The 19,532-nt window shown below is 51.4% G+C and carries 16 protein-coding genes and 1 tRNA gene; 4 read left to right on the top strand and 13 right to left on the bottom strand.

The window, feature by feature from the left end:
* Nucleotides 1-8: 8 nt before the first annotated feature.
* The 7 genes from BUB38_RS05370 to BUB38_RS05345 form a co-directional block, all read right to left on the bottom strand.
* Entirely contained in the window at nt 9-623 is a 615-nt protein-coding gene (locus BUB38_RS05370; protein WP_175547646.1) for a TlpA disulfide reductase family protein, read from the bottom strand.
* A complete protein-coding gene (locus tag BUB38_RS05365) occupies nt 620-1,756 on the bottom strand; it encodes a hypothetical protein (RefSeq protein WP_073158148.1) in 1,137 nt (378 codons plus the stop codon). Before BUB38_RS05365 ends, BUB38_RS05370 begins: the two co-directional genes overlap by 4 nt.
* Before the next feature lie 2 nt (nt 1,757-1,758).
* The gene (locus BUB38_RS16270; protein ID WP_158236659.1) at nt 1,759-1,905 is read right to left on the bottom strand and encodes a hypothetical protein; all 147 of its coding nucleotides are present in this window, start codon (nt 1,903-1,905) and stop codon (nt 1,759-1,761) included.
* 154 nt (nt 1,906-2,059) lie between these two features.
* Nucleotides 2,060-2,644, bottom strand: coding sequence for a 50S ribosomal protein L25 (locus BUB38_RS05360; RefSeq protein ID WP_073158145.1), 585 nt, complete (start codon nt 2,642-2,644; stop codon nt 2,060-2,062).
* Between the two features lie 36 nt (nt 2,645-2,680).
* A tRNA-Gln gene (locus tag BUB38_RS05355) sits at nt 2,681-2,752 on the bottom strand.
* A gap of 34 nt (nt 2,753-2,786) precedes the next feature.
* Nucleotides 2,787-3,695, bottom strand: a complete 909-nt coding sequence (gene ispE, locus BUB38_RS05350) for a 4-(cytidine 5'-diphospho)-2-C-methyl-D-erythritol kinase (RefSeq protein ID WP_073158142.1) — start codon at nt 3,693-3,695, stop codon at nt 2,787-2,789.
* Between the two features lie 170 nt (nt 3,696-3,865).
* On the bottom strand, nt 3,866-6,838 hold the full coding sequence (locus BUB38_RS05345; RefSeq protein WP_073158139.1) for a DNA translocase FtsK: 2,973 nt from the start codon (nt 6,836-6,838) through the stop codon (nt 3,866-3,868).
* Between the two features lie 89 nt (nt 6,839-6,927).
* Here BUB38_RS05345 and BUB38_RS05340 point away from each other — a divergent pair, with 89 nt between their 5' ends.
* Nucleotides 6,928-9,993, top strand: coding sequence for an adenylate/guanylate cyclase domain-containing protein (locus tag BUB38_RS05340; RefSeq protein WP_073158137.1), 3,066 nt, complete (start codon nt 6,928-6,930; stop codon nt 9,991-9,993).
* A 102-nt stretch (nt 9,994-10,095) separates the two neighbouring features.
* On the opposite strand, the gene panC is transcribed toward BUB38_RS05340, so the two are convergent.
* Genes panC through folK form a run of 3 tightly spaced genes read right to left on the bottom strand, consistent with a single transcriptional unit; the run spans nt 10,096 to nt 12,111 of the window.
* Nucleotides 10,096-10,950 carry a pantoate--beta-alanine ligase gene (gene panC / locus BUB38_RS05335; protein ID WP_073158134.1) on the bottom strand — a complete coding sequence of 285 codons (855 nt, stop codon included), beginning with the start codon at nt 10,948-10,950 and terminating at the stop codon, nt 10,096-10,098.
* A complete protein-coding gene (locus tag BUB38_RS05330) occupies nt 10,950-11,600 on the bottom strand; it encodes a deoxynucleoside kinase (protein ID WP_073158131.1) in 651 nt (216 codons plus the stop codon). Before BUB38_RS05330 ends, panC begins: the two co-directional genes overlap by 1 nt.
* Before the next feature lies 1 nt (nt 11,601).
* Nucleotides 11,602-12,111, bottom strand: coding sequence for a 2-amino-4-hydroxy-6-hydroxymethyldihydropteridine diphosphokinase (gene folK / locus BUB38_RS05325; protein WP_073158128.1), 510 nt, complete (start codon nt 12,109-12,111; stop codon nt 11,602-11,604).
* Between the two features lie 279 nt (nt 12,112-12,390).
* Between folK and rho the strand changes: the two genes are divergently transcribed.
* The 3 genes from rho (at nt 12,391) to BUB38_RS05310 (ending at nt 16,782) form a co-directional block, all read left to right on the top strand.
* A complete protein-coding gene (gene rho / locus BUB38_RS05320) occupies nt 12,391-14,400 on the top strand; it encodes a transcription termination factor Rho (RefSeq protein WP_249505797.1) in 2,010 nt (669 codons plus the stop codon).
* A 150-nt stretch (nt 14,401-14,550) separates the two neighbouring features.
* Complete coding sequence (gene proC / locus BUB38_RS05315; protein ID WP_073158125.1) at nt 14,551-15,357, top strand: pyrroline-5-carboxylate reductase; 807 nt, start codon at nt 14,551-14,553, stop codon at nt 15,355-15,357.
* 93 nt (nt 15,358-15,450) lie between these two features.
* Nucleotides 15,451-16,782, top strand: coding sequence for a sigma-54 interaction domain-containing protein (locus BUB38_RS05310; protein WP_073158122.1), 1,332 nt, complete (start codon nt 15,451-15,453; stop codon nt 16,780-16,782).
* On the opposite strand, the gene BUB38_RS05305 is transcribed toward BUB38_RS05310, so the two are convergent.
* The 3 genes from BUB38_RS05305 to BUB38_RS05295 are packed head-to-tail and all read right to left on the bottom strand — an operon-like array spanning nt 16,783 to nt 19,523.
* The gene (locus tag BUB38_RS05305) at nt 16,783-17,817 is read right to left on the bottom strand and encodes a TraB/GumN family protein (protein WP_073158120.1); all 1,035 of its coding nucleotides are present in this window, start codon (nt 17,815-17,817) and stop codon (nt 16,783-16,785) included.
* Between the two features lie 3 nt (nt 17,818-17,820).
* On the bottom strand, nt 17,821-18,540 hold the full coding sequence (locus BUB38_RS05300) for an ABC transporter ATP-binding protein (protein WP_139258264.1): 720 nt from the start codon (nt 18,538-18,540) through the stop codon (nt 17,821-17,823).
* On the bottom strand, nt 18,540-19,523 hold the full coding sequence (locus BUB38_RS05295; RefSeq protein ID WP_073158117.1) for a FecCD family ABC transporter permease: 984 nt from the start codon (nt 19,521-19,523) through the stop codon (nt 18,540-18,542). The genes BUB38_RS05300 and BUB38_RS05295 overlap by 1 nt, the downstream gene beginning before the upstream one ends.
* Nucleotides 19,524-19,532 lie beyond the last annotated feature (9 nt).

The following is a 19,532-nucleotide window of genomic DNA, read 5'->3' as shown; positions in this document are numbered from 1 at the left end:
CTTTTAATTTACTTTGTCCAAAGGGCCTGGGGCCAGTCGCCGCCTTCCTTGCCAATGAGTTTCACCGGTTTGACCTTGGAATCCACCACCAGTGTCTTGGGCAAAGACATCTCTTCACCGGAACGGGTGATGCCGAAATTCTCGGTCATACGTTTGAAGGGGTCCACAACGACCTTAAATCGACTAGCACCCAACTTTTCGACCCAACGTGCAATAGCCTTTTCATCAGTTTCACCGATATTCACAAGAACAACTTCGGTCTTGTTCTGGGTCAACAGGGCTTCGGCGGCGGCCAGATTTTTGACTCCCACGCGGCAGGGAATACACCAGGTGGCAAAGTAGACCAGGGCCACACGGTCGTTATTCTGGGCGAGCTTAGTCAGGTGCATCTTGGTAAAAGAAGTATTGGCGACACTCACTTCGCGTACAGCAAACCAGGGCAAGGAATCTGCAATGGCCGAAGGAATCTTCAGCCTTACCGATGGCGGTACATCAGGCTCTTCCACATATTCATCGTCTGGGGCATATTTGGCAGAGGGATTCGCAGAGGGCTGGGGAGCGAACTTGGCAAAAGCCAAAGACACGATGCACAAAGCTAAAATCAATGATTTTTTTAATTTCACTTCATTCTCCAGCGGTTCAGTTCGCGACGCCAATCCGCAAACCATTCAGCCTTGCCGATATTCTTGTTCAGGCGATCCATGGCCTCGGCTTCATCGTACTTGCCGGTACCGGCAGCACTGGCATGCAGTTCAAAATAACGTTCACCTTCACAAGAAGAACCGGTAAGGGTCAAAGTCGCAGAGCACTTGATACCCAAGCTACCTTCCTTACAATTCTGGTCAAGAACGCCAGCCTTCAGGACAAGGCCGCCCTTGCACAGTCCACTGACCACGCTAAAGTTCTGCGAAACCACCGAGAAAATGGAACGTTCCACATCGTTCTCGGGAGCCTCAAAGTACATGGCATAGGTGGAAAGGAATTGGGAAAAATCATTGTGCATGTAGGCGTAATCGGCATCGGTGGCAGCAGAGGATGCTTCGTCAACCATCCCGAAACTACGGAGGATTTCCCGATTGGCTACATAACGGATATACACCTGACGGCCCAACTTGTAAGTCTTGTTTTTCTGAAGGGGATGCGATGCACCCTCATAAGTCTTGGCATACAAGTGGAGGGAATCCTGAAAAACGCCGGCCTTGAAGCGGAAGGGTTTCATGGCATCGTTTCGGGACATGCAGGCAACGACCTTCACCTTACCATTGTGCGGCTGCTTCAAGACAACCTTGGCATCCTGGGCATTTTCAAGATGAGCCAGGACCTTGGTCTCCATATCAAAACTGGACTTGATGATTTCGTGACCATCAGCATCTTCAGTAGAAGACACCTTGGTGTGAGTTGCGGCAGATACTGTCGACTGGATCTGGGCGGCAATGGCCTTCTGAGCCAAAACCACAGCCTGATTGTAATCGGCATCAATTCCCTCGCCACGAAGGTCCGTGTCATCAGGGCACGTTCCAGATGACTGTGCGTTTATTGCGGCCTGCCCCTGATCTGCAGACGGATTCGCAGACGGATTTACAGACGGATTCGCAGTTTGGGCCGAAGGCTGCCCCGACGTCTGACCTAAATCGGAGTAGGCGACATTTGCGGAATTTCGGACCGCGGAAACATCCGAGGCAGAAGTCTTTGCGTCAGACGAAAGGGAACAGGAGACAAGCCACAGGGCCAGCGGCAAAAGCAGGATTTGCTTCATAATTATTCAGCGTCGTTATCCAATTCCTGATATGCAGACTGAGCGTTAGCACGGGTAGAATCATAATCAGGCTTGGATTCGCTGCTTGCGCAGGCACAGATCATAAGTGCAGAGGCTACAGTAGCCAGAACAGCAAAAAACTTTTTCATTTCATTCTCCTTTCTTAAAAGTCAGACTTTTTATATCCGACTCAAATATAAAAATAAGGCCAGGAAGTTTTCACCTGATTACAAAAAAACGCCCAAGGAACCGAAGTTCACTTGAGCGTCTTTAATCTCGGTAAAGAACCGTAGAAACTAGGGATTAGCCCTGAGCTTCTTCAGTCTTTGCGCCACGCTTAGCGGTGATGTTGAAAATCACGACGCGCGGAGTGCAAGCCAGTTCCACACCTTCAGTCAGCGGAAGATCCTTGGCGTAGAAGGTAGTGGGAGCCGGATAGTTGGAGATATCCATTTCGATCAGAGTGGGGATCTTGGTGGGAACAGCAGCCAGCTGGATGTAGCGATTCTGCTGAGCAAAGGTACCACCCTGGGTCTTAACACCAACCGGAAGGCCGTTCAGCTTAACGGGAACGCGAACCTTAACCTTGGTGGTTTCGTCGATCTTCAGGAAGTCGATGTGGATGATTTCCTGAGTCAGAGGATCCTTCTGATAGTTGTAAACTACAGCGGCGTTGCCTTCCTTGCCATCAATGACGAGGTCGAGAAGCGTATAACGCTTACCCGGGGCGAGGACCTTGCGAACGTCGATAGCGCTAACGCTAACATTCACTGCTTCCTGACCCTTACCATAATAGACAGCCGGAATCTGACCGGCCTTGCGGAGACGCTTGCTATCAGCGCTCTTGCCCTGTACTCTCGAGGTTGCTACGAGCTTAGTGAGTTCCATAATTTACTCCATTCGAGTTTATGATTAAAAAAAACATTGGGATAGCTGGACTCGAACCAGCGAATAACGGAATCAAAATCCGTTGTCTTACCACTTGACGATATCCCAATGGTGGCGCAAATATAGTATTAATGACAACTTTTTAAAGGGTCGGCACCCAAAAGCGAGTCACTTTTTGATATCTAGAGATGGATTTCATGGCGCCCGCAGCGGTTTCAGCCAGTTCCTTTGAGGCAAAAACGCCAAAAACAGAGGCTCCGGAACCAGACATGAGTGTCGTTTTGGCCCCCAGACGGCTAAATTCAGCCTTCATTTCGGCAACCAGGGGATGCAGAGGGAACACGGATCCTTCAAATGCGTTGAACGAGATGAAAGAGGAAAGACGGGAGACGAGAGTCTTATCGTCAGCGGCAGACTGGAATTCGGCCTTGTAAGAATCCCAACGAGCCGGACCAGACTTTGCCACCCCGGCGTAAGCATCCTTGGTAGGGACAGCATCCAGGGGCGTGCAGATCAACAGGTACTCCCCTTCGGAAAGTTGCAGCGGGTCGATAAAAGTCAACTTTTCACCAATGCCTTCGGCAAAGGCGGTTCCACCCCGAACCAGGAAAGGCACATCGGCACCAAGTTTTGCACCGATTCCTTCAAGAACTTCGGCTGCATAGTTCAGATTCCACAGGCGATTCAGCACACGAAGGGCCGCAGCCGCATCGGCACTACCACCGCCAAGGCCAGCCCCAAGGGGCATCACCTTTTCTAGATAAAGGTCGGCGCCCAGGGATTCTGCGGCAGCCTTTGCAGAGGTTTCGGCCTGTTCCACCGCATAGGCTTTAAGAGCGACGGCAGCCTTGAATACCAAGTCGGACTGAACCGGATATTCCTGAGGCTTGTTGTAGGTCAGGACAATCTCGCCATCGTTGCGAAGTTCGGCGTTCAATGTATCGCCGGCATCGACAGTCTGAAAAATGGTACCTAGATCATGGTAGCCATCTTCGCGTTTGCGGATGACATCCAGAAACAAATTGATTTTTGAAGGAGCATATTCACGCATAATTATGAGGTTTGAGGTTCGAGGTATGAGGTTCGAGGTATGAGGTTCGAGGTATGAATTATGAGTTACGAATTACGAGATTTTTTTTCGCGGCTTTGCCGCCCTCTTATTTTGCGAGCAAAGCTCGCCATTTGTCTTCTCGTAATTCATAAATCGTACTTTGTAACTATTTATCTAAAGGTTCCTGAGCGTTCCATTTGCATTAGTTCGTCCATACCGACCAGCATCGCACGGGGTTTGGAGTTTCCCTTGCTGGGGCCGCAAACGCCAAGGCCATAAAGCTGATCTACAATTTTACCGGCACGGCTGTAGCCAACACTAAAGTGTCGCTGCACCGCAGAAGTGGAAAGACCGCTCACTTCAATAGCCCAGCATGCAACGTCAAAGAGCAACGGGTCAAGTTTGCCAAGTTGCTTGCCGCCTTCCCCATCATCGTCTCCATCGACGCCTTCAGAAACGTCAAAGGATTCCACCTGCGGGAAGAACACATTCTGGTTAGAGCAGGCATCCGCCAGCTTTTCGGCTTCCTCGTCACTCAGGAAGGCGCCATGAACGCGAACGGGATCCGGATCATTCACAGCTTTAAACAGCATATCACCGCGGCCCAGAAGTTTTTCGGCGCCGGCGTGATCCATTACGGTACGGGCGTCAATCTGGGATGCCACCTTAAAGCTAATTCGGGTAGGCAAGTTCGCCTTGATAATACCCGTAATCACCTTCACGGAAGGACGCTGGGTTGCGAGCACCAGGTGGATACCCACGGCACGGGCCTTTGCAGCCAAACGGGCTACAGACTTTTCGATTTCCTTACCAGCCACCATCATAAGGTCTGCCATTTCATCGATAATAACGACAATGAACGGCATACGATGACCCTTGTCCTGTTCAGGAATATCATCGGGCAGCTCACCCGCTTCGTACTTGGCATTGAAGCCGCCAATGTTACGAACCTTGGCTGTCGCAAGAACTTCGGTGCGACGGTCCATTTCATAGCACAGCCACTGCAATGCCTGAATGGCGATTTCGGGCTTGGTAATCACCGGAGCCAGCAAATGGGGAATGCTTTCGTACATCTTCAATTCCACCGCCTTCGGGTCCACAAGAATCATGCGGAGTTCGTCGGGAGTCTTACTGAAGAGCATACTGGCCATAAGGGCGTTAATGCAAACAGACTTACCGGAACCGGTCTGACCGGCAATCAGCAAATGAGGAGCCTTGGCCAAATCCATGGTAAAGGCCTCGCCAGTAATATCCTTACCCAAGGCCACCAAAATCTTTTCGGGGGACGGCTTGAATTTTTCGCTTTCAAAAACATCCTTACTGAAAACAGTCTGGAACTTGCGATTGGGAATTTCAATACCCACTGCAGCCTTACCGGGGATGGGAGCGAGAATACGAACAGAAGTCACTCGCAGGGGCATGGCCAAATCTTCCTGCAACGCAGTAAAGCGGCTTACCTTTACACCCGGCCCAGGTTCCACTTCAAAACGAGTGATCATGGGGCCCGTTTCGCAACCGATAACATGTCCCTTCACCTTGAAGTTTTCCAGTTTTTCTTCCAGCATCTTACCAATGGCATTCAACTCTTCTTCGGTATAATCCGCAGTCTGAGCCTCATGATCATTAAGAATATCGCCAATGGAAGGAACCTTATATTCGTCATAAACTTCTGTGGGATCCGGCTGCGGAATAGGGGCTGCCTTACAACCGTTCAATGTTCCACCCAAGGAGTCTTCAGACGCAACAAAGCCCTCGCCATCGTCTTCGGCGCCATCGTCAGCACCATAAACTACAGGGGCACAGGTTTCATCACGTCCACCATCACCACCAAGCAGCGATTCCGGATCAAAAGACGGAGTCAAAGTTTTTTCAGCAGCATCATCCGCTTCGGCAGCAACGCCCGCCACTCTTGTCGGTTCGGGATCAGCAACAGGAACATCCACAATAGCTTCTGTAGCCATGGAAGGCTTTCCGTCTTCACGACGGACATCACCCTTTACCTGCATGCGGCCGCGATGTTCCTTTTCCCAGGCAATCACTTCGCGGGCCCTGCGCAGAGCGGCAATACGGTCCTTCACCTCTACGATTTCAAGGGCGTTCATATTGCGTCCATTGACACGCAGATATTCCTCAAGTCGGCGAATTTCAGGATCTTCGTCCATATTGTATTCACCAGCCACATTCATGGTCGGTTCTGGCAGAGGTTCCGGAGCAATTTCCACCGGATTACGAACAACAGGATTTTCCTGGGTGGGCGTTGCGGGCACGGGAGCCACGCCATCCATCGTTCCCAGCCAGTTGTTGCGGCCGCTAAAGGGAACAACCTTCCCCTTCCTGCGAATCTTAAATTCATCGGGTTGCAGCATAACCGTGTTGTCGTCCATATAGGCGCCCTTGGGCAAAACCCCGGCATCTACGGCGCGGTCCAAATCAGCGCCCCTCGACCTTTTCATGGAAATGTTGCTCTGGGTACCTGACGCATCCACCACCTCACCTTCCAGCGGTTCCTTTTTCCTGAAAGTATTCTGGATCCATTTCGTACCCTGCACAATGAAATAAAAATGCCTCGGGCGAAGTCCAAAAGAAAGCACAAGGATCAGCAAGAACGTTACAGCCAGAATAATCAAGGGCGCAATGCAGGACTCAGCACCAAAAACCGGAATGGCGATATTCTGGGTAAAAAATTGTCCAAGTATGCCTCCACTCAAGGCGAGCACGTCTTCGGAAACCTGGGCAAGGCCATAGTTTTTAAGAGCAAGCAGGAACGACAGATCCAGGGAAATCAATGTCAGGCCAAGTCCATAGCGAATCAAACGGCCCCGAATTCCCGAAAAGGCAAGACCAAGCCCCCACAGAATCAGGGACACCGTAAAGAAAAGCACAGAGACCTTGCCAAACAGCAAAGTCACCCCATCCGGAATCATCTTGCCTAGATAAGGGCCCAACCAGTTACCGTGTGTTCCGCTATAGACAGAACTTACGCAACCCAAAAGAAGCAGAACGCCTATGGCAAAAAGAAACCAACCGCCAAGAACTAGGCCAAAGCCCTGACCATCATCGACCGGATTAGTCGAACTAGACTTTCCCTTTTTATTCCCCTTGGAACCCCTCTTAGAGCCAGAAGTTTTTCTTTGTGTAGCCAAAAATGCCTCCGCAAATTTTACCGCTAAAATATACTCACTTTTCATGACACAAAAGTGTCAATCCTTTCCATCTTATTATCTTTATTTCTATGGAAGAGAAAAATTCAAGGAACGAACAAAAACAAATCAAGATTTCCAAGAGAATCAAGAAGGTCGCCTCGGGCCTTTTGATATCGGCCTTCTTTGTTTTTATCATTCTTATTTTCGGAAGCACCCAGAACGACATTACGGGCATGACCCGCAACGGTGCAGAATCCCTTGAAAATATTTTTTACGATTTATTCTTCAAGGGCGTTACAAATACCAAGGACGAAGAAGATGAACAGGTAGACGACAAGATTTCCCTGGAAAACAATTCTGACCCCAACATCATCATCGTAGATATCGACGAACCCTCCCTGGCAAAGCTTGGCCCTTATAACGAATGGGACCGTTCCATCCACGCCAACGTGGTCCGCCACCTGAACGAAGGCGGCGCTTCGGCCATCGGCTTTGATATCTTGCTAAAAAGTGCAGACTTTGGATCCAAGAAGGCAGGACAGGTAAACACCCTCCTATCAAACATTAGCCCCAAAAGCAACTGGGATTCACTAAAGCCTAGCATCAGGGCTTTCTTCAACTACGATTCCATGCTGGTCGCAGCCATCAAGGCTGGCGGCAACTCCATCGTATGCGACATGTTCGATGACGCCAAATCCTACAAGCACGAATCCCAGTGGCGCCCCCTCAGTTCCAAGGAACGTGCCGACGAAGTTGGATATAGTTCGGTATTCCGCAACGACCAGATTGACAAAATTGACCAGGTAGAACCCAAGGAACTGCTAGACAATATTTTCCCGGAACTGGCACAGGCAGGAACCAAGCTAGGATCCGTGAACGCCTATCCGGACCTTGATGGCGTTGTTCGCCGAGTCTCCATGCTGTACCGCTTCCCCAGTCCGGAACTCTATCCCGACGACACCAGCATGGTTTACTCCACCATGTCGCTGATGACCATCCTCCATCTATTCGGTCAAAAACCCGAAAACGTCCAGATCAAGATGGGGCAATACATCGACCTAGGCAAGCCCTTTGGCATCTACCGCGATTCTGCAGGTATATACCACACCACCTACCCCAACTTCAGCTACCCCATGTTCCTGGCGTTGCACAGCGCCCTAGCCGATGCAGATTTCCAGAAAAAGGCTGCCAAGGACTTTATCGACATTTCGTCCAAGATTGTGGCCCGCAAGGATAGCCAGGGCCAGCTGACCTTCGAAATTTTTGAGGGCCAGTACCTGAACGAAAGACTTTCCCAGGAACTGCTGAACATCTCAGAAGAAACCTTGGCCATGGTCAAGGAAGACGCCCCCGTAAACCTGAACTACGGCATGACCCTGAGTTTTGACGACGAAGACAATTCCGGAAATCGATTCATTTTAAACGACCCCGAAGAAGGCGACGACATTATCATCAACCGATACATCGTCAAGACAATCCAGTACTTCCAGGACTCCATTCAGCGGATTCCCGCAAACAGGTCCATTCACCTTTCCATGGATATGGACATCCGATATGACAGGTCTACCAAAAAGTGGAAATCCAATCAGCTAATCCTGTCCGACGAAGTCATCCGCGACATCAAGCTTACAGAAAATCTGGCCATCAAGAACCTCGCCCCCGGCGAAGAAATGCGTTTCGGCCCCGTCAAGCGAGTTCCAATCGACAAATTCGGCCGTTACCAGGTCAACTACAAAGGCCATTACAAAACAACAGTGGGCCAGAGGACCTTCCAGCACCTTTCCTATTATGACGTATCCAACGGCCGTGTCGACCCCTCACTTTACCAGGGAAAAATTTTCATCCTGGGTTCTGCCGCGGCGGCCCTATTCGACTTTGTGTCCGGCCCCCACGAAGAAAACTATCCCGCCGTGCTGATCCATGCCACCATCATCAAGAACATTCTGGATGGGGACTACGTCACTACCCTCAGCGAACACAAGCAGCAGATTATCGTCTTGCTTCTTGCCGTATTCAGCCTGTTAATCGGCCTTTGCTTCAAGAGCAACATTTCTGTGCCGATTTCCTTGCTGTCAATGATTATCTACACCTACGTCGCCTACAATTTCTTTGACCACGGGCTTTACATCGGTGTATCGAGACCTCTATCGACCATGCTGCTCATCAACATTACCACGCTGGTGGTGCAGTTCTATTTCGAAAACAAGGAAAAACGATTCATCAACGATGCGTTCAAGCAGTACATCTCTCCGGCACTGATCGACGCCATGGTGAACAACGAAATTATGCCCACCCTCGGTGGTGAAAAGTCTAACATTACCGCCTACTTTACCGACATCGCCAGCTTCTCCACCTTCTCCGAAAAGATTGGCGACCCGCGAAAACTAGTTGATTTGCTGAACGAATACCTGACCGCCATGACCGACACGCTCCTTCAGAACGAAGGCACTCTGGACAAGTATGAAGGTGACGCCATTATCGCATTCTTCGGAGCGCCCATGCCTCTAGAAAACCACGCCCAGAGCGCCTGCGATACAGCCGTGGACATGCAGCGCAAACTGAAGATGCTCCGTAAGAAATGGGCCAGCGAAGGAAACAAGTGGCCAAAGATCGTCCATGACATGCACATGAGAATCGGTATCAATTCCGGCGACATCGTTACCGGCAATATGGGTTCTACCATGCGTAAGAACTACACCATGATGGGTGACGCCGTGAACCTGGCCGCCCGTCTAGAAAGTGCAGCCAAGCAGTACGGAGCCTACATTCAAATCAGCGAAGATACCGAACAGCAGCTGGACAAGTCCAGATTCATCTACCGTTCGCTGGATACAATCCGCGTTGTGGGTAAGAGTCAGCCTGTAAAGACTTTCGAACTGCTGGAACACGTCGGTTGCGAAAACGAAAGCCAACTGCAGCAATTGGTAAAGCTCTGGGAAGAAGCCCGCCAATATTACCTAGCCATGAAATGGGACACCGCCCTGCAGATGTTCAATATGTGTCTAGAACTGGAGCCCCACCACCCAGACCGCGACCCGGGAAGCAAGACCACCCCCTCCCACGTGTACATCGAACGTTGCATTGCCTACAAGCAGCACCCCCCTGTCACCGAAGGCGAAGAATGGGACGGCGTATTTACAGCAACAGAGAAGTAAACGTCTAGGCTTAGTGCATTCCCATTATGCATAAAAAGACCCCGGTTAAAACCGAGGTCTTTTTTTTGAAAGTTTGAGTTACCGGCGCAGCCGGATTCCTGACTAATTCAATTCAATATTATCAATGAGGCGGGTCTTGCCGAAGAAGGCAGCAACCAGGATGACAACCTTATCTTCGGGAGCCAGCATTCCTGCAGAGAACTTCTGCAGAGTCTTCTGGTTCACCACTTCTACGAACTGCACGGTACCGCGAGCGGCCAAGATGGACTTCAGGACAAAGTCACGAAGCTTAGCAACGCTACGTTCACCAGCATCGAAAGCGTCCTTAGCCTGCTTCAAGCCACCGCTAATACCCAGTGCGCGAGCCTTTTCTTCTTCGCTCAGGTATTCGTTACGGCTAGAAAGAGCCAAGCCGGATTCTTCACGGACAATTTTCACACGGTGAATCTGGATATCGAAGTTCAGATCCTTCACCATGCGTTCAATCAGGAACACCTGCTGATAATCCTTTTCGCCAAAGTAGGCGTGATGGGCACCGGAAATCAGGAACAGCTTGGAAACCACGGTGAGCACGCCACGGAAATGGCCCGGACGGTAGGCACCGCAATACATGCTTTCCAAAGTTTCGTCGCGGACCATGGTCAAAGGATCGCCATCCGGATACATTTCTGCAACGGAGGGTGCGAACACATAGTCGGCACCGATAGATTCGGCCAGCTTGGCGTCAGCTTCGAGACGCTTGGGATACTTGTCCAAGTCCTCGTTCTTGCCAAACTGGATGGGATTCAAAAATACACTGACAACCGTTACGTCGCAATCCTTGACCGAAGCCTTGATCAAGGCTCCGTGACCGTCGTGCAGAGCGCCCATGGTGGGCACAAGACCAATAGTCTTGCCCTGCTGAGCCAACGGCTTCAGGGTTTTACGTAGAACATCGATTGAAGTGATGACTTGCATTATTTACCTTCTGGAACAAAATAAGTCGTTTGCCTGGGGCATTCTGCGATAGCATTCAGCACCAGCTGTAGGTGGGATTCGTTATGTACAAAATCGATATTGTCGGTATTGATGATCAACACCGGAGCATAGGGATAATTCCAAAAGAACTGATCATACCGGTCCATCAGGGACTGGAGGTATGACCCCTCGATGGTCTTTTCCATGGGGCGACCACGACCCTTAATTCGGTTTAGCAAGGTAGGTACGCTGGCCTGCAGGTAGACCACCAGGTCAGGGCGGGGAATGTCCCTATTCAAGGCCATGGCCACCTGTTCGTACATGGTAAACTCGCTATCCGTCAAATTCTGCGCAGCAAAAATCGGATCCTTTTCGTAAGTGTAGTCACTGACCCGCAGTTCATGGAACATGTCGCTCTGCATGGCGCTATTCTGCAATTGCTTGTGACGTTCCAGCAAGAAGAACAATTGTGTCTGGAAGGCGTAAGCCGACTTGTTCTGGTAGAACTTTTCCAAAAACGGGTTTTCGGCAAAATTTTCCTCGATGAACATGGCATTCCACCTCTCCGAAATAATCTTCGCGAGAGTAGACTTTCCCACACCGATAACGCCTTCGATGGCCAGGAAATGCACACCTTTTTCTACTAGCATATTACGCTTCCTCCGAGGTGACTACGCGGAAAGGAATTTTCTCCTCTTTCAGGAGAAGTCTCGTCAGAAGGTCAGAAACCTTGGAATCCATCTGGGGATCCACCCACTCCGGGGCAATATCATTCAAGGGAACCAACACGAACTGGCGGTTAACAATCTGCGGGTGAGGCAATGTAGGAATTCCCCGGCTCACCTCGTTTCCAAAGTAGAGCAAGTCAAGGTCAATTTCCCTGGAATTCCAGTGCCCACGGTACTTACGTCCCAAAATGAACTCTGAACCTTTCAGATAATTCAGCAAACGTTCCGACGTTCCCGAATACCAGAACGAGACAACCTGATTCAGGTAGGGACCCTGCCCCTCCGGACCAACCGGCGGAGTTTCATAAATCGGGCTTTCTTTCCAGCCACCCTTAGACACCTTGCGGAGCATATCGCGCCCCTCACTCAGGTGAGCGGAACGATTGGGCAAATTGGACCCCAGGGCAACAAATACACGTTCTAGTGAATTCACGCTGGTAAATATAACTATTCAAATTGTCACTAAGTTGACACCCCCATTTTTTCGGCACCCCCAAAAAGTTTTTTTATAAAATCTGACCTTTTTTATGACAATCCCCATATAATTAATTATAATTAGCGACGTTCGGTCGACATTCGGCCGCATTCATATTTTTTTTCAAATTTTTCATATCGAAAATTATTCATCCGTCCATTTTGGGAATAATCCAAATACTGCAGATGAATAAAGTCGCATTTTAATACGTCAATTCTTATTTAATAGGACACAATCGTGGCTCCCATCAAAAAAACGACTAAAAGTACCCACTTGGCCGACCAAGAATCCACAGGCATGGAAGTTCCTGCCGAACTCCGCGAAGGCATTGAACTCCCCGTCCAGGCAGAACCGGCTCCCGAAGGAAAACCCGCAAAGCGGGCTCCTCGAGCAAAGGCAGCAAAGAATGACGATGAGAAAAAAGCAAACAGGAAAGTCGAACGGATAAAGGAAAAGAACAACGTTCAGGAAGTTTCCGCCGAAAAGCAGGCCGACACAGCACCCGTTGAAACAGCGAAGGCCGAAAACGAACCGGCAGCCGTTCCCGCAGAAATTAGCGCAGTTCCCGCAGCAGAAACCGCTCCCGCAACGGATTCCGCACAGAATGCAGATGGTCAGCAGGCAGAAACTCAGGCCACCGCAGATCCTAGCGCAGCCCAGGACGGCACCTCCGAAAACGCATCTGCAGACGGTCAGCAGAGACCCCAGCAGAAAGAACGCTTCAACAAGTACGACAAGAAGAACAAGTTTAACAAGTTCGACAAGAACAACCGCAACAACAATAACAACAACCGCCCCCAGCAGCAGGAAGAACAGGAAGACACCGTGCCGATGCCGGATCCGGATTCCGAAGCCTGGTGCAAGGCTCGCGATTGCTGGGCCAAGTACCGCAAGATGACCATGAGCGACTTGCAGGAACTGGCAAGCCAGAAAGAAAATCTGGACTTCCGCCGTTACCGCAAGCAGTCCCTGGGCCTTCTGCTCCAGAGCCTGGAAAACGAAAACAACATCGTTTACGCCGAAGGCCTTTTGGAAGTCACCCCGCAGGGTCACGGTTTCCTCCGCAATACCGAATTCAACTACCAGCAGGGTCCCGATGACGTTTATGTGAGTCAGAACCTGATTCGCCGTTTCGGCCTGAAGGTTGGCGACACCGTTGCAGGTCTTGCACGCCCCCCCCGCGATGGCGACAAGTTCTATGCCCTCCGCCGCGTAGACAAGGTCAACTTTGACGATCCCGAAAAGATCAAGCGCCGCGTAGCATTTGAATACCTGACTCCCATCCATCCTAACGAAAAGATCAACCTGGAATGGGACCAGGACGAATTGACCACCCGCGTCATGGATTTGTTCAGCCCCATCGGTAAGGGTCAGCGTTCCATTATCCTGGCTCCTCCCCGTACCGGTAAGACAATCCTCCTGCAGAACATGACCCGCGCCATTGCAGCAAACCATCCAGAATGCATCATCATGGTGTTGCTCATTGACGAACGTCCCGAAGAAGTGACGGAAATGCGCGAAATCGTAGGCAAGCTGGTAGAAAAGAACCCCGCCCTGAAGGCAGAAGTCGTTGCATCCACTTTCGACGAACCTCCTGACCATCACGCCCGCGTGGCCACCATGGTCCTGGAAAAGGCCAAGCGCCTGGTGGAACAGCAGAAGGATGTGGTTGTGCTTCTGGACTCCATTACCCGCTTTGCACGCGCCAACAACGTAGTGATTCCCCACTCCGGCAAGATTCTTTCTGGCGGTGTGGACGCCATGGCCATGCAGTTCCCCAAGAAGTTCTTTGGTGCAGCCCGTAAGATTGCCGACAAGCTTGGCGATTTCCAGAAGGACACCAACGGTCAGATGATTTACACCTCCGCAGGTGAACCCGTTCGTGAAGTCATCCAGAAGAACGGCTCCCTTACCATTATCGGAACCGCCCTGATCGAAACCGGCAGCCGCATGGACGAAGTGATCTTTGAAGAATTCAAGGGCACAGGTAACATGGAACTGGTTCTGGACCGTCGCCTTGCCGAAAAGCGCACCTGGCCCGCTATCGATATCTTTAAGTCCGGCACCCGTAAGGAAGACCGTCTGCTTTCTCTGTACGAACAGAACATCCTCTGGAGCGTTCGTCAAAGCATGCAGAACGATACCGAAAACGGCATCATGGACAAGCTAATCAAGTGGATGAAGCAGTATAAGAGCAATGCCGACCTGCTGGAATTCCTCCGCAAGGCCAAGGACAGCGTCAGGTAAAAATCAACGAAGTTGATTTTTACCTAATTATGAATTATAAAGTACGAATTACTAAAATTAGCTAGGCGGCAGAGCCGCGATTATTCGTCTCGTAATTCATAATTCGTAATTTATAACTGAAAATTTTCACTTTTTTAAAAACAACGAACTATGGTTAATAAAATTTTCTTCGCTGGCACCGGCAATATGGGTGGTGCAATTCTCCGCGGCCTTCTCCAGGCCGGAAATGATCCCAAGTCCATTTTCTTCTTCGATCCCAGCGACAAGGCTGCCGCAGAAGTTTCTGCACTGGGTTGCGTCCGCGTAGCAAGCTTCGCAGAAGGCGTCAACAACGCCGATGTCACCTTCCTTTGCGTAAAGCCCCAGATCTTTAAGTTGGTCAGCGCCGAATGGAAGGCTGCAGCCGACGCCATCGCAAACGAAAAGACCTTCATCAGCATTATGGCTGGCGTTACCCGCGCCGCCCTGACCGACGTTCTTGGCGCAAAGAACCAGGTTCTCCGCGTCATGCCCAACCTGCCCCTCACTGTGGGCAAGGGTTCCGTAGGTCTCGCTACCGACGGCGTTACCGAAACCACCCTCGCTACCGCAGAAAAGATTTTCGGCAACATCGGCGTTACCTGCCGCGTAGCAGAAAGCCTGATGGACGCAGTGACCGGTCTTTCCGGCAGTGCTCCCGCATACGTCTTCGAATTCATTGAAGCATTGACCCGCGGTGGCGTAAAGGCCGGCCTTACCCGCGATGTCGCCTTGAAGCTGGCCCTCGGCACCATCGAAGGCAGCGTCGAACTGGTGAAGCAGTCCGGCAAGAGCCCCAGCGACTTGTGCGCCATGGTCTGCTCTCCCGCAGGCACCACCATCGCAGGCATCAACGCCCTGGAAGAAGGCGCATTCCGCAGCACCGTCATGAAGGCTGTGGTTGCAGGCACCGAACGCAGCAAGGAACTGGGCAAGTAAAGTTTAAAGGATAAAGGATAAAGGTTAAAGGTTAAAGGTAAGAGTTTAAAGCGAGTTTCTTTCTACTTTAAGCTCTACGCTTTACGCTAAATCATGCTCATCGATTTTTTCACCCAGGAGACTCCGACGTCCTCGTTCATCCAGGACGTTTTCTCCACGGTGAATTACGATGTCAACCTGCACATTACCGACACCTACGCGGGTGCGGATTTTCTTTTAAAGTCCGTCGACAAATTAAGCCCCCTCGTCATCTGGGATCTGGATTCCTTTAGCGACAACTTACAGGCTCTGACCCAAATTCGCGAAAAGAATCCGGACACATTGATTCTTGTTTATGGGGAATCGCTGGACAGGTACAGCGAACTTTCCAATAAACTGTATGATATCATCCTATCTGTCGAAGCCATAAAGCTTCATCTGATGAGCAAGATTTCCAAACTAAAGGAAATCTACAACGCCCGCAAAGTCTTTAGCGAACGCATGAGCCATCTGGTAGGAAACAGCGACGCCATGCAAAAGCTGCGCAAATCTGTAGAACGCGCCATTATCCACACCGGCCCCGTACTGATCCAGGGCGAAACCGGCGTCGGTAAGGAACTGATTGCCCGAGCCGTCTCCTGCGTCTACGACAAGTTCGTAACGGTCAACTGCAGCGCCATTCCCGACAACCTTTTTGAAAGCGAACTGTTCGGCCACACCCGCGGAGCCTTTACCGGCGCCCAGAACGAACGCATCGGCCTTTTCGAAGCCGCCGATGGAGGCGCCATCTTCCTAGACGAAATTGGCGATATGCCGTTGCACACCCAGGTCAAACTGCTGCGAGTGCTGCAGAACAAGGAAATCCGCCCCATCGGAGCCAACAAGACAAAGCATATCGACGTGCGATTCATCGCGGCAACCAATCGCGACCTAAAGGAAGCCGTCCGCAACAAGACTTTCCGCGAAGACCTTTACTACCGTCTCAGCGTCATCCCCCTCAAGATATCACCCCTCCGCGAACGCCGCGAAGATATCGAGGATCTGGCCAACTATTTCATCCAGCAGTATCAGGCCCCCGGCGAGCAGTTCACCCTTTCCAGGGCCGCCCTGGAAAAACTGCAAAAACACCCCTGGCCCGGCAACATCCGCGAACTGGAAAACGTCATCCAGCGAGCCCTCTGTTTCGCAACGTCCACCCTCATTTCTCCCGAAGATTTACAGTTGGACGAACCCCAGGATTTCCCCAAGATCCAGGATTTTCCCGCAGCCGAAACCTATGACGAATTCCGCGAAATGCAACTGGACCAGGAACGGGAATTCCTTAGGAACAAGATCCGCGAAAACAACGGTTCTGTACGCGCCACCGCCGAACAGCTGGGCCTATTGCGCACCGCCCTCTACAACCGTCTGAGCCACCTCGGCATCGATGTGAAAGATTTAAAATAATTAGAATCGCTGGATTCTAAAGCCCTTACGGCGAAGCAGTTCTATCACGTTGTCTTCATCCAAGGCCAAGTGGGCAGCCCCGATTACCACAAATACATTTCTGTCTTCTTCAAGGAACTGTGCAATGGAGCCTGCCATCTTGGCATTGCGACTGGTATAAATTCGTTCTTCCAAGTCCGCCTTCATTTTCTTTTCGGACTCGGAATCACCTTCGCAATTACCGGATTTTTCGTCGCAGAATTCAGCATTCATTACAACACGAAGCAAAGAATCATTGCCAGTCTTCCAGGCACGCATCATTTGCGCCACCATAGAATCCAGCCCCGCAATTTCACGCAGGGTTGTCTTCAGATAGTAAACGCCCGCGGAATCCGACTGCGATTCATCGGAATCTTTCCCCGTTCCAGAAAGGGCACTCACCTGATCCTCGGCAGTTTCCAAGCCCACAATGGCCTTCCCATCGGTAGCGGCACGGTCCATCAGAACGACGTCAATTCCGTATTCCGCCTGGATGCCAGCCCGCTGAATGGCAACGGCGCTTAAAGTCGTGGCCGCAAACCAGGGGCGCAAACGCTGCAAGGCCATCACAGGAAAGTTCCAGGCCGCGCACAGGCTGTCCAGGGAATTCCAGACATTACGGGGCAGCACAGAATTCAAGGTCACCCCCGCAGGCAGCAAGCCGTCCTGCATCATCTTCGACGAAACTTCGTTGCTGGTGGAATCGTCATTCAGATTAATTTCTACCGCCAGTTCCTCTGAAGCGACAAAGGCCGTTTCAATCACGGAATCCAGCGGATAAAAAGTCGAGTCCGCAAAATGAACGCTACCCAAAACCCACACGCTGGAATTTTCGTCGGAAACTTTCCAGAAGAAATGCTTCTCCCCGGCAGGCTCCTCAATTCCCTTTAGAGCCGGCGAAACGGAACTTTCTGCAGGAACTTCAGCGGACACCTCTGGGGCCTTGTTCCCGGCGCACCCCGCCAGAATAAATAAGCAGCCCAGAATAACGCACTTCAAAAAATTTGCATTCCCCATAAGCTATTCCCCCTTTGTCCAGTCCAGCAAGCCCCCGGCTCGCGCCCCTTCCCAATTTTCTACAGAAACGCTACGGTCCCCAACGACCATCACGCGCTGGCAATATTTTTCTGCAAAATCCAGGGAATGGGTCGACACCAAAATTCCCACGCCACGTTCCGCCGCAATAGTGCGCAGAGTCCTAAAAAGCTGATGGCTCCAGGGAATATCCAAAAACGCGTTAGGCTCATCCAACAACAAGACCTTCACCTGTTGGGCCAGGGCCATAGCCAAATACACGCGGCTCCGTTCGCCATCGCTCAGTTCGCAAACATAGCGGTCCCCAAAACCGGAAAGTTCCAAAAGTTCCAGGGATTCATCCACAATCTTCACGTCCTCGGCAGTACGGCCATCCAGAAAACCGCTGTAAGGCATGCGGCCGAGCCCCACGAATTCACGGACGGTCATCCGATCCGGAGCGGCCTTGCTAATGGAAATATAGGCGATCAGCTTTGCAAGATCCATAGTTTTTAGGGACTTCAGACAGGTCCCGCAAACCTTTATAGTTCCGCCCAGGGCGGGAATCCGACCGCACAAAGTTTTCAGCAAGGTACTCTTGCCGGAACCGTTGCGGCCCATCAGTGCCACCACTTCGCCAGGCTGCAGTTCAAAATTCAGGGGTGCCGCAAAACCAGAACCGCCATACCCAAAGCAAAGATTTTCACACTTCAGCAATTCCGCCATCAGCGCCCCCTCCCACCACGGATAATCACCCACAGCACCACGGGAACGCCCACCAGGCTAAGAACCGCATTCAAGGGCAAAGTCATGAAGAGGCTTGCGGCCAGGCAAAGCACAGCACCGCACAAGGCCGCCCCAGGAATCAGCACGCGATGGTTGCTGATTTTGAACAACATAAAAGCCAGGTGAGGGACCGCGATTCCAACGAAAGCCACCGGGCCGCAAAAAGCCGTGGCCGATGCCGCCAGGATGGAAGTTCCCAGCAGAACAAGACCGCGGCCCAAACGTACATTCACACCCAGACCTCGGGCAAAATCATCCCCCAGGCGCACGGCATTCAAGTACCGCATGGCACACACCACCAGCCCAAGTCCAACCGCCACCGCAGCCGCAAAAATCCAGACCCCGTCATAAGTTAGACGTCCAAAACTTCCCATGCCCCAGCTCACGTAAACCCGCAAGGATTCCGCATCGCTGTTCACGATCAAGAGGCTAATCACGGCGTCGATGAAGTACCCTACCAGCAGCCCCACCACAAGGAGCACCGTGGAATTTCTAAAGCGGGTAGACACCGCCATCACCAGGAACGTCACACCGAGAGCGCCCACCGCCGCAGCCCCCAGCACGCCAAAGTGTCCAAAGCTAAGACCCGCCAACAGTGAAAGGGCAACACCCAGACTAGCCCCGCTGCTAATACCCAGCACAAAAGGTCCCGCCAGCGGGTTACGGAATAAGGTCTGCAAAGCCAGGCCCGAAACCGCCAACGCCACACCAGACAGAACCGCCGCCACCAGTCGAGGGAAGCGGATTTCCCAGAAAATCTGGGCAGCCATATTCTGGTAGGGAACGTTCCTGAACCCCAGGTCCGACCAGCTGATGGAGGTTGAACCGGCGGTCAAGGTCAGGGCCGCAAAAAACAGAAAGAGCAGTGTTAGCACTACAAAGCCAACAACTGCTCTAGAAATTTTCGAAGAATTTCGGCTCATGGCGCTTGG

The sequence above is a fragment of the Fibrobacter sp. UWH5 genome (assembly GCF_900142505.1).
Taxonomy (GTDB): Bacteria; Fibrobacterota; Fibrobacteria; order Fibrobacterales; family Fibrobacteraceae; genus Fibrobacter.
This window is presented reverse-complemented; position numbering and strand designations above follow the sequence as displayed.

What these genes read in the sequence shown, in the direction of transcription:
- BUB38_RS05295 (WP_073158117.1), bottom strand. Translation starts at nt 19,523, where the DNA reads ATGAGCCGAAATTCTTCGAAAATTTCTAGAGCAGTTGTTGGCTTTGTA.
- BUB38_RS05360 (WP_073158145.1), bottom strand. Translation starts at nt 2,644, where the DNA reads ATGGAACTCACTAAGCTCGTAGCAACCTCGAGAGTACAGGGCAAGAGC.
- ispE (WP_073158142.1), bottom strand. Translation starts at nt 3,695, where the DNA reads ATGCGTGAATATGCTCCTTCAAAAATCAATTTGTTTCTGGATGTCATC.
- BUB38_RS05340 (WP_073158137.1), top strand. Translation starts at nt 6,928, where the DNA reads ATGGAAGAGAAAAATTCAAGGAACGAACAAAAACAAATCAAGATTTCC.
- panC (WP_073158134.1), bottom strand. Translation starts at nt 10,950, where the DNA reads ATGCAAGTCATCACTTCAATCGATGTTCTACGTAAAACCCTGAAGCCG.
- proC (WP_073158125.1), top strand. Translation starts at nt 14,551, where the DNA reads ATGGTTAATAAAATTTTCTTCGCTGGCACCGGCAATATGGGTGGTGCA.
- BUB38_RS05365 (WP_073158148.1), bottom strand. Translation starts at nt 1,756, where the DNA reads ATGAAGCAAATCCTGCTTTTGCCGCTGGCCCTGTGGCTTGTCTCCTGT.
- BUB38_RS05330 (WP_073158131.1), bottom strand. Translation starts at nt 11,600, where the DNA reads ATGCTAGTAGAAAAAGGTGTGCATTTCCTGGCCATCGAAGGCGTTATC.
- BUB38_RS05310 (WP_073158122.1), top strand. Translation starts at nt 15,451, where the DNA reads ATGCTCATCGATTTTTTCACCCAGGAGACTCCGACGTCCTCGTTCATC.
- BUB38_RS05300 (WP_139258264.1), bottom strand. Translation starts at nt 18,540, where the DNA reads ATGGCGGAATTGCTGAAGTGTGAAAATCTTTGCTTTGGGTATGGCGGT.
- BUB38_RS16270 (WP_158236659.1), bottom strand. Translation starts at nt 1,905, where the DNA reads ATGAAAAAGTTTTTTGCTGTTCTGGCTACTGTAGCCTCTGCACTTATG.
- BUB38_RS05305 (WP_073158120.1), bottom strand. Translation starts at nt 17,817, where the DNA reads ATGGGGAATGCAAATTTTTTGAAGTGCGTTATTCTGGGCTGCTTATTT.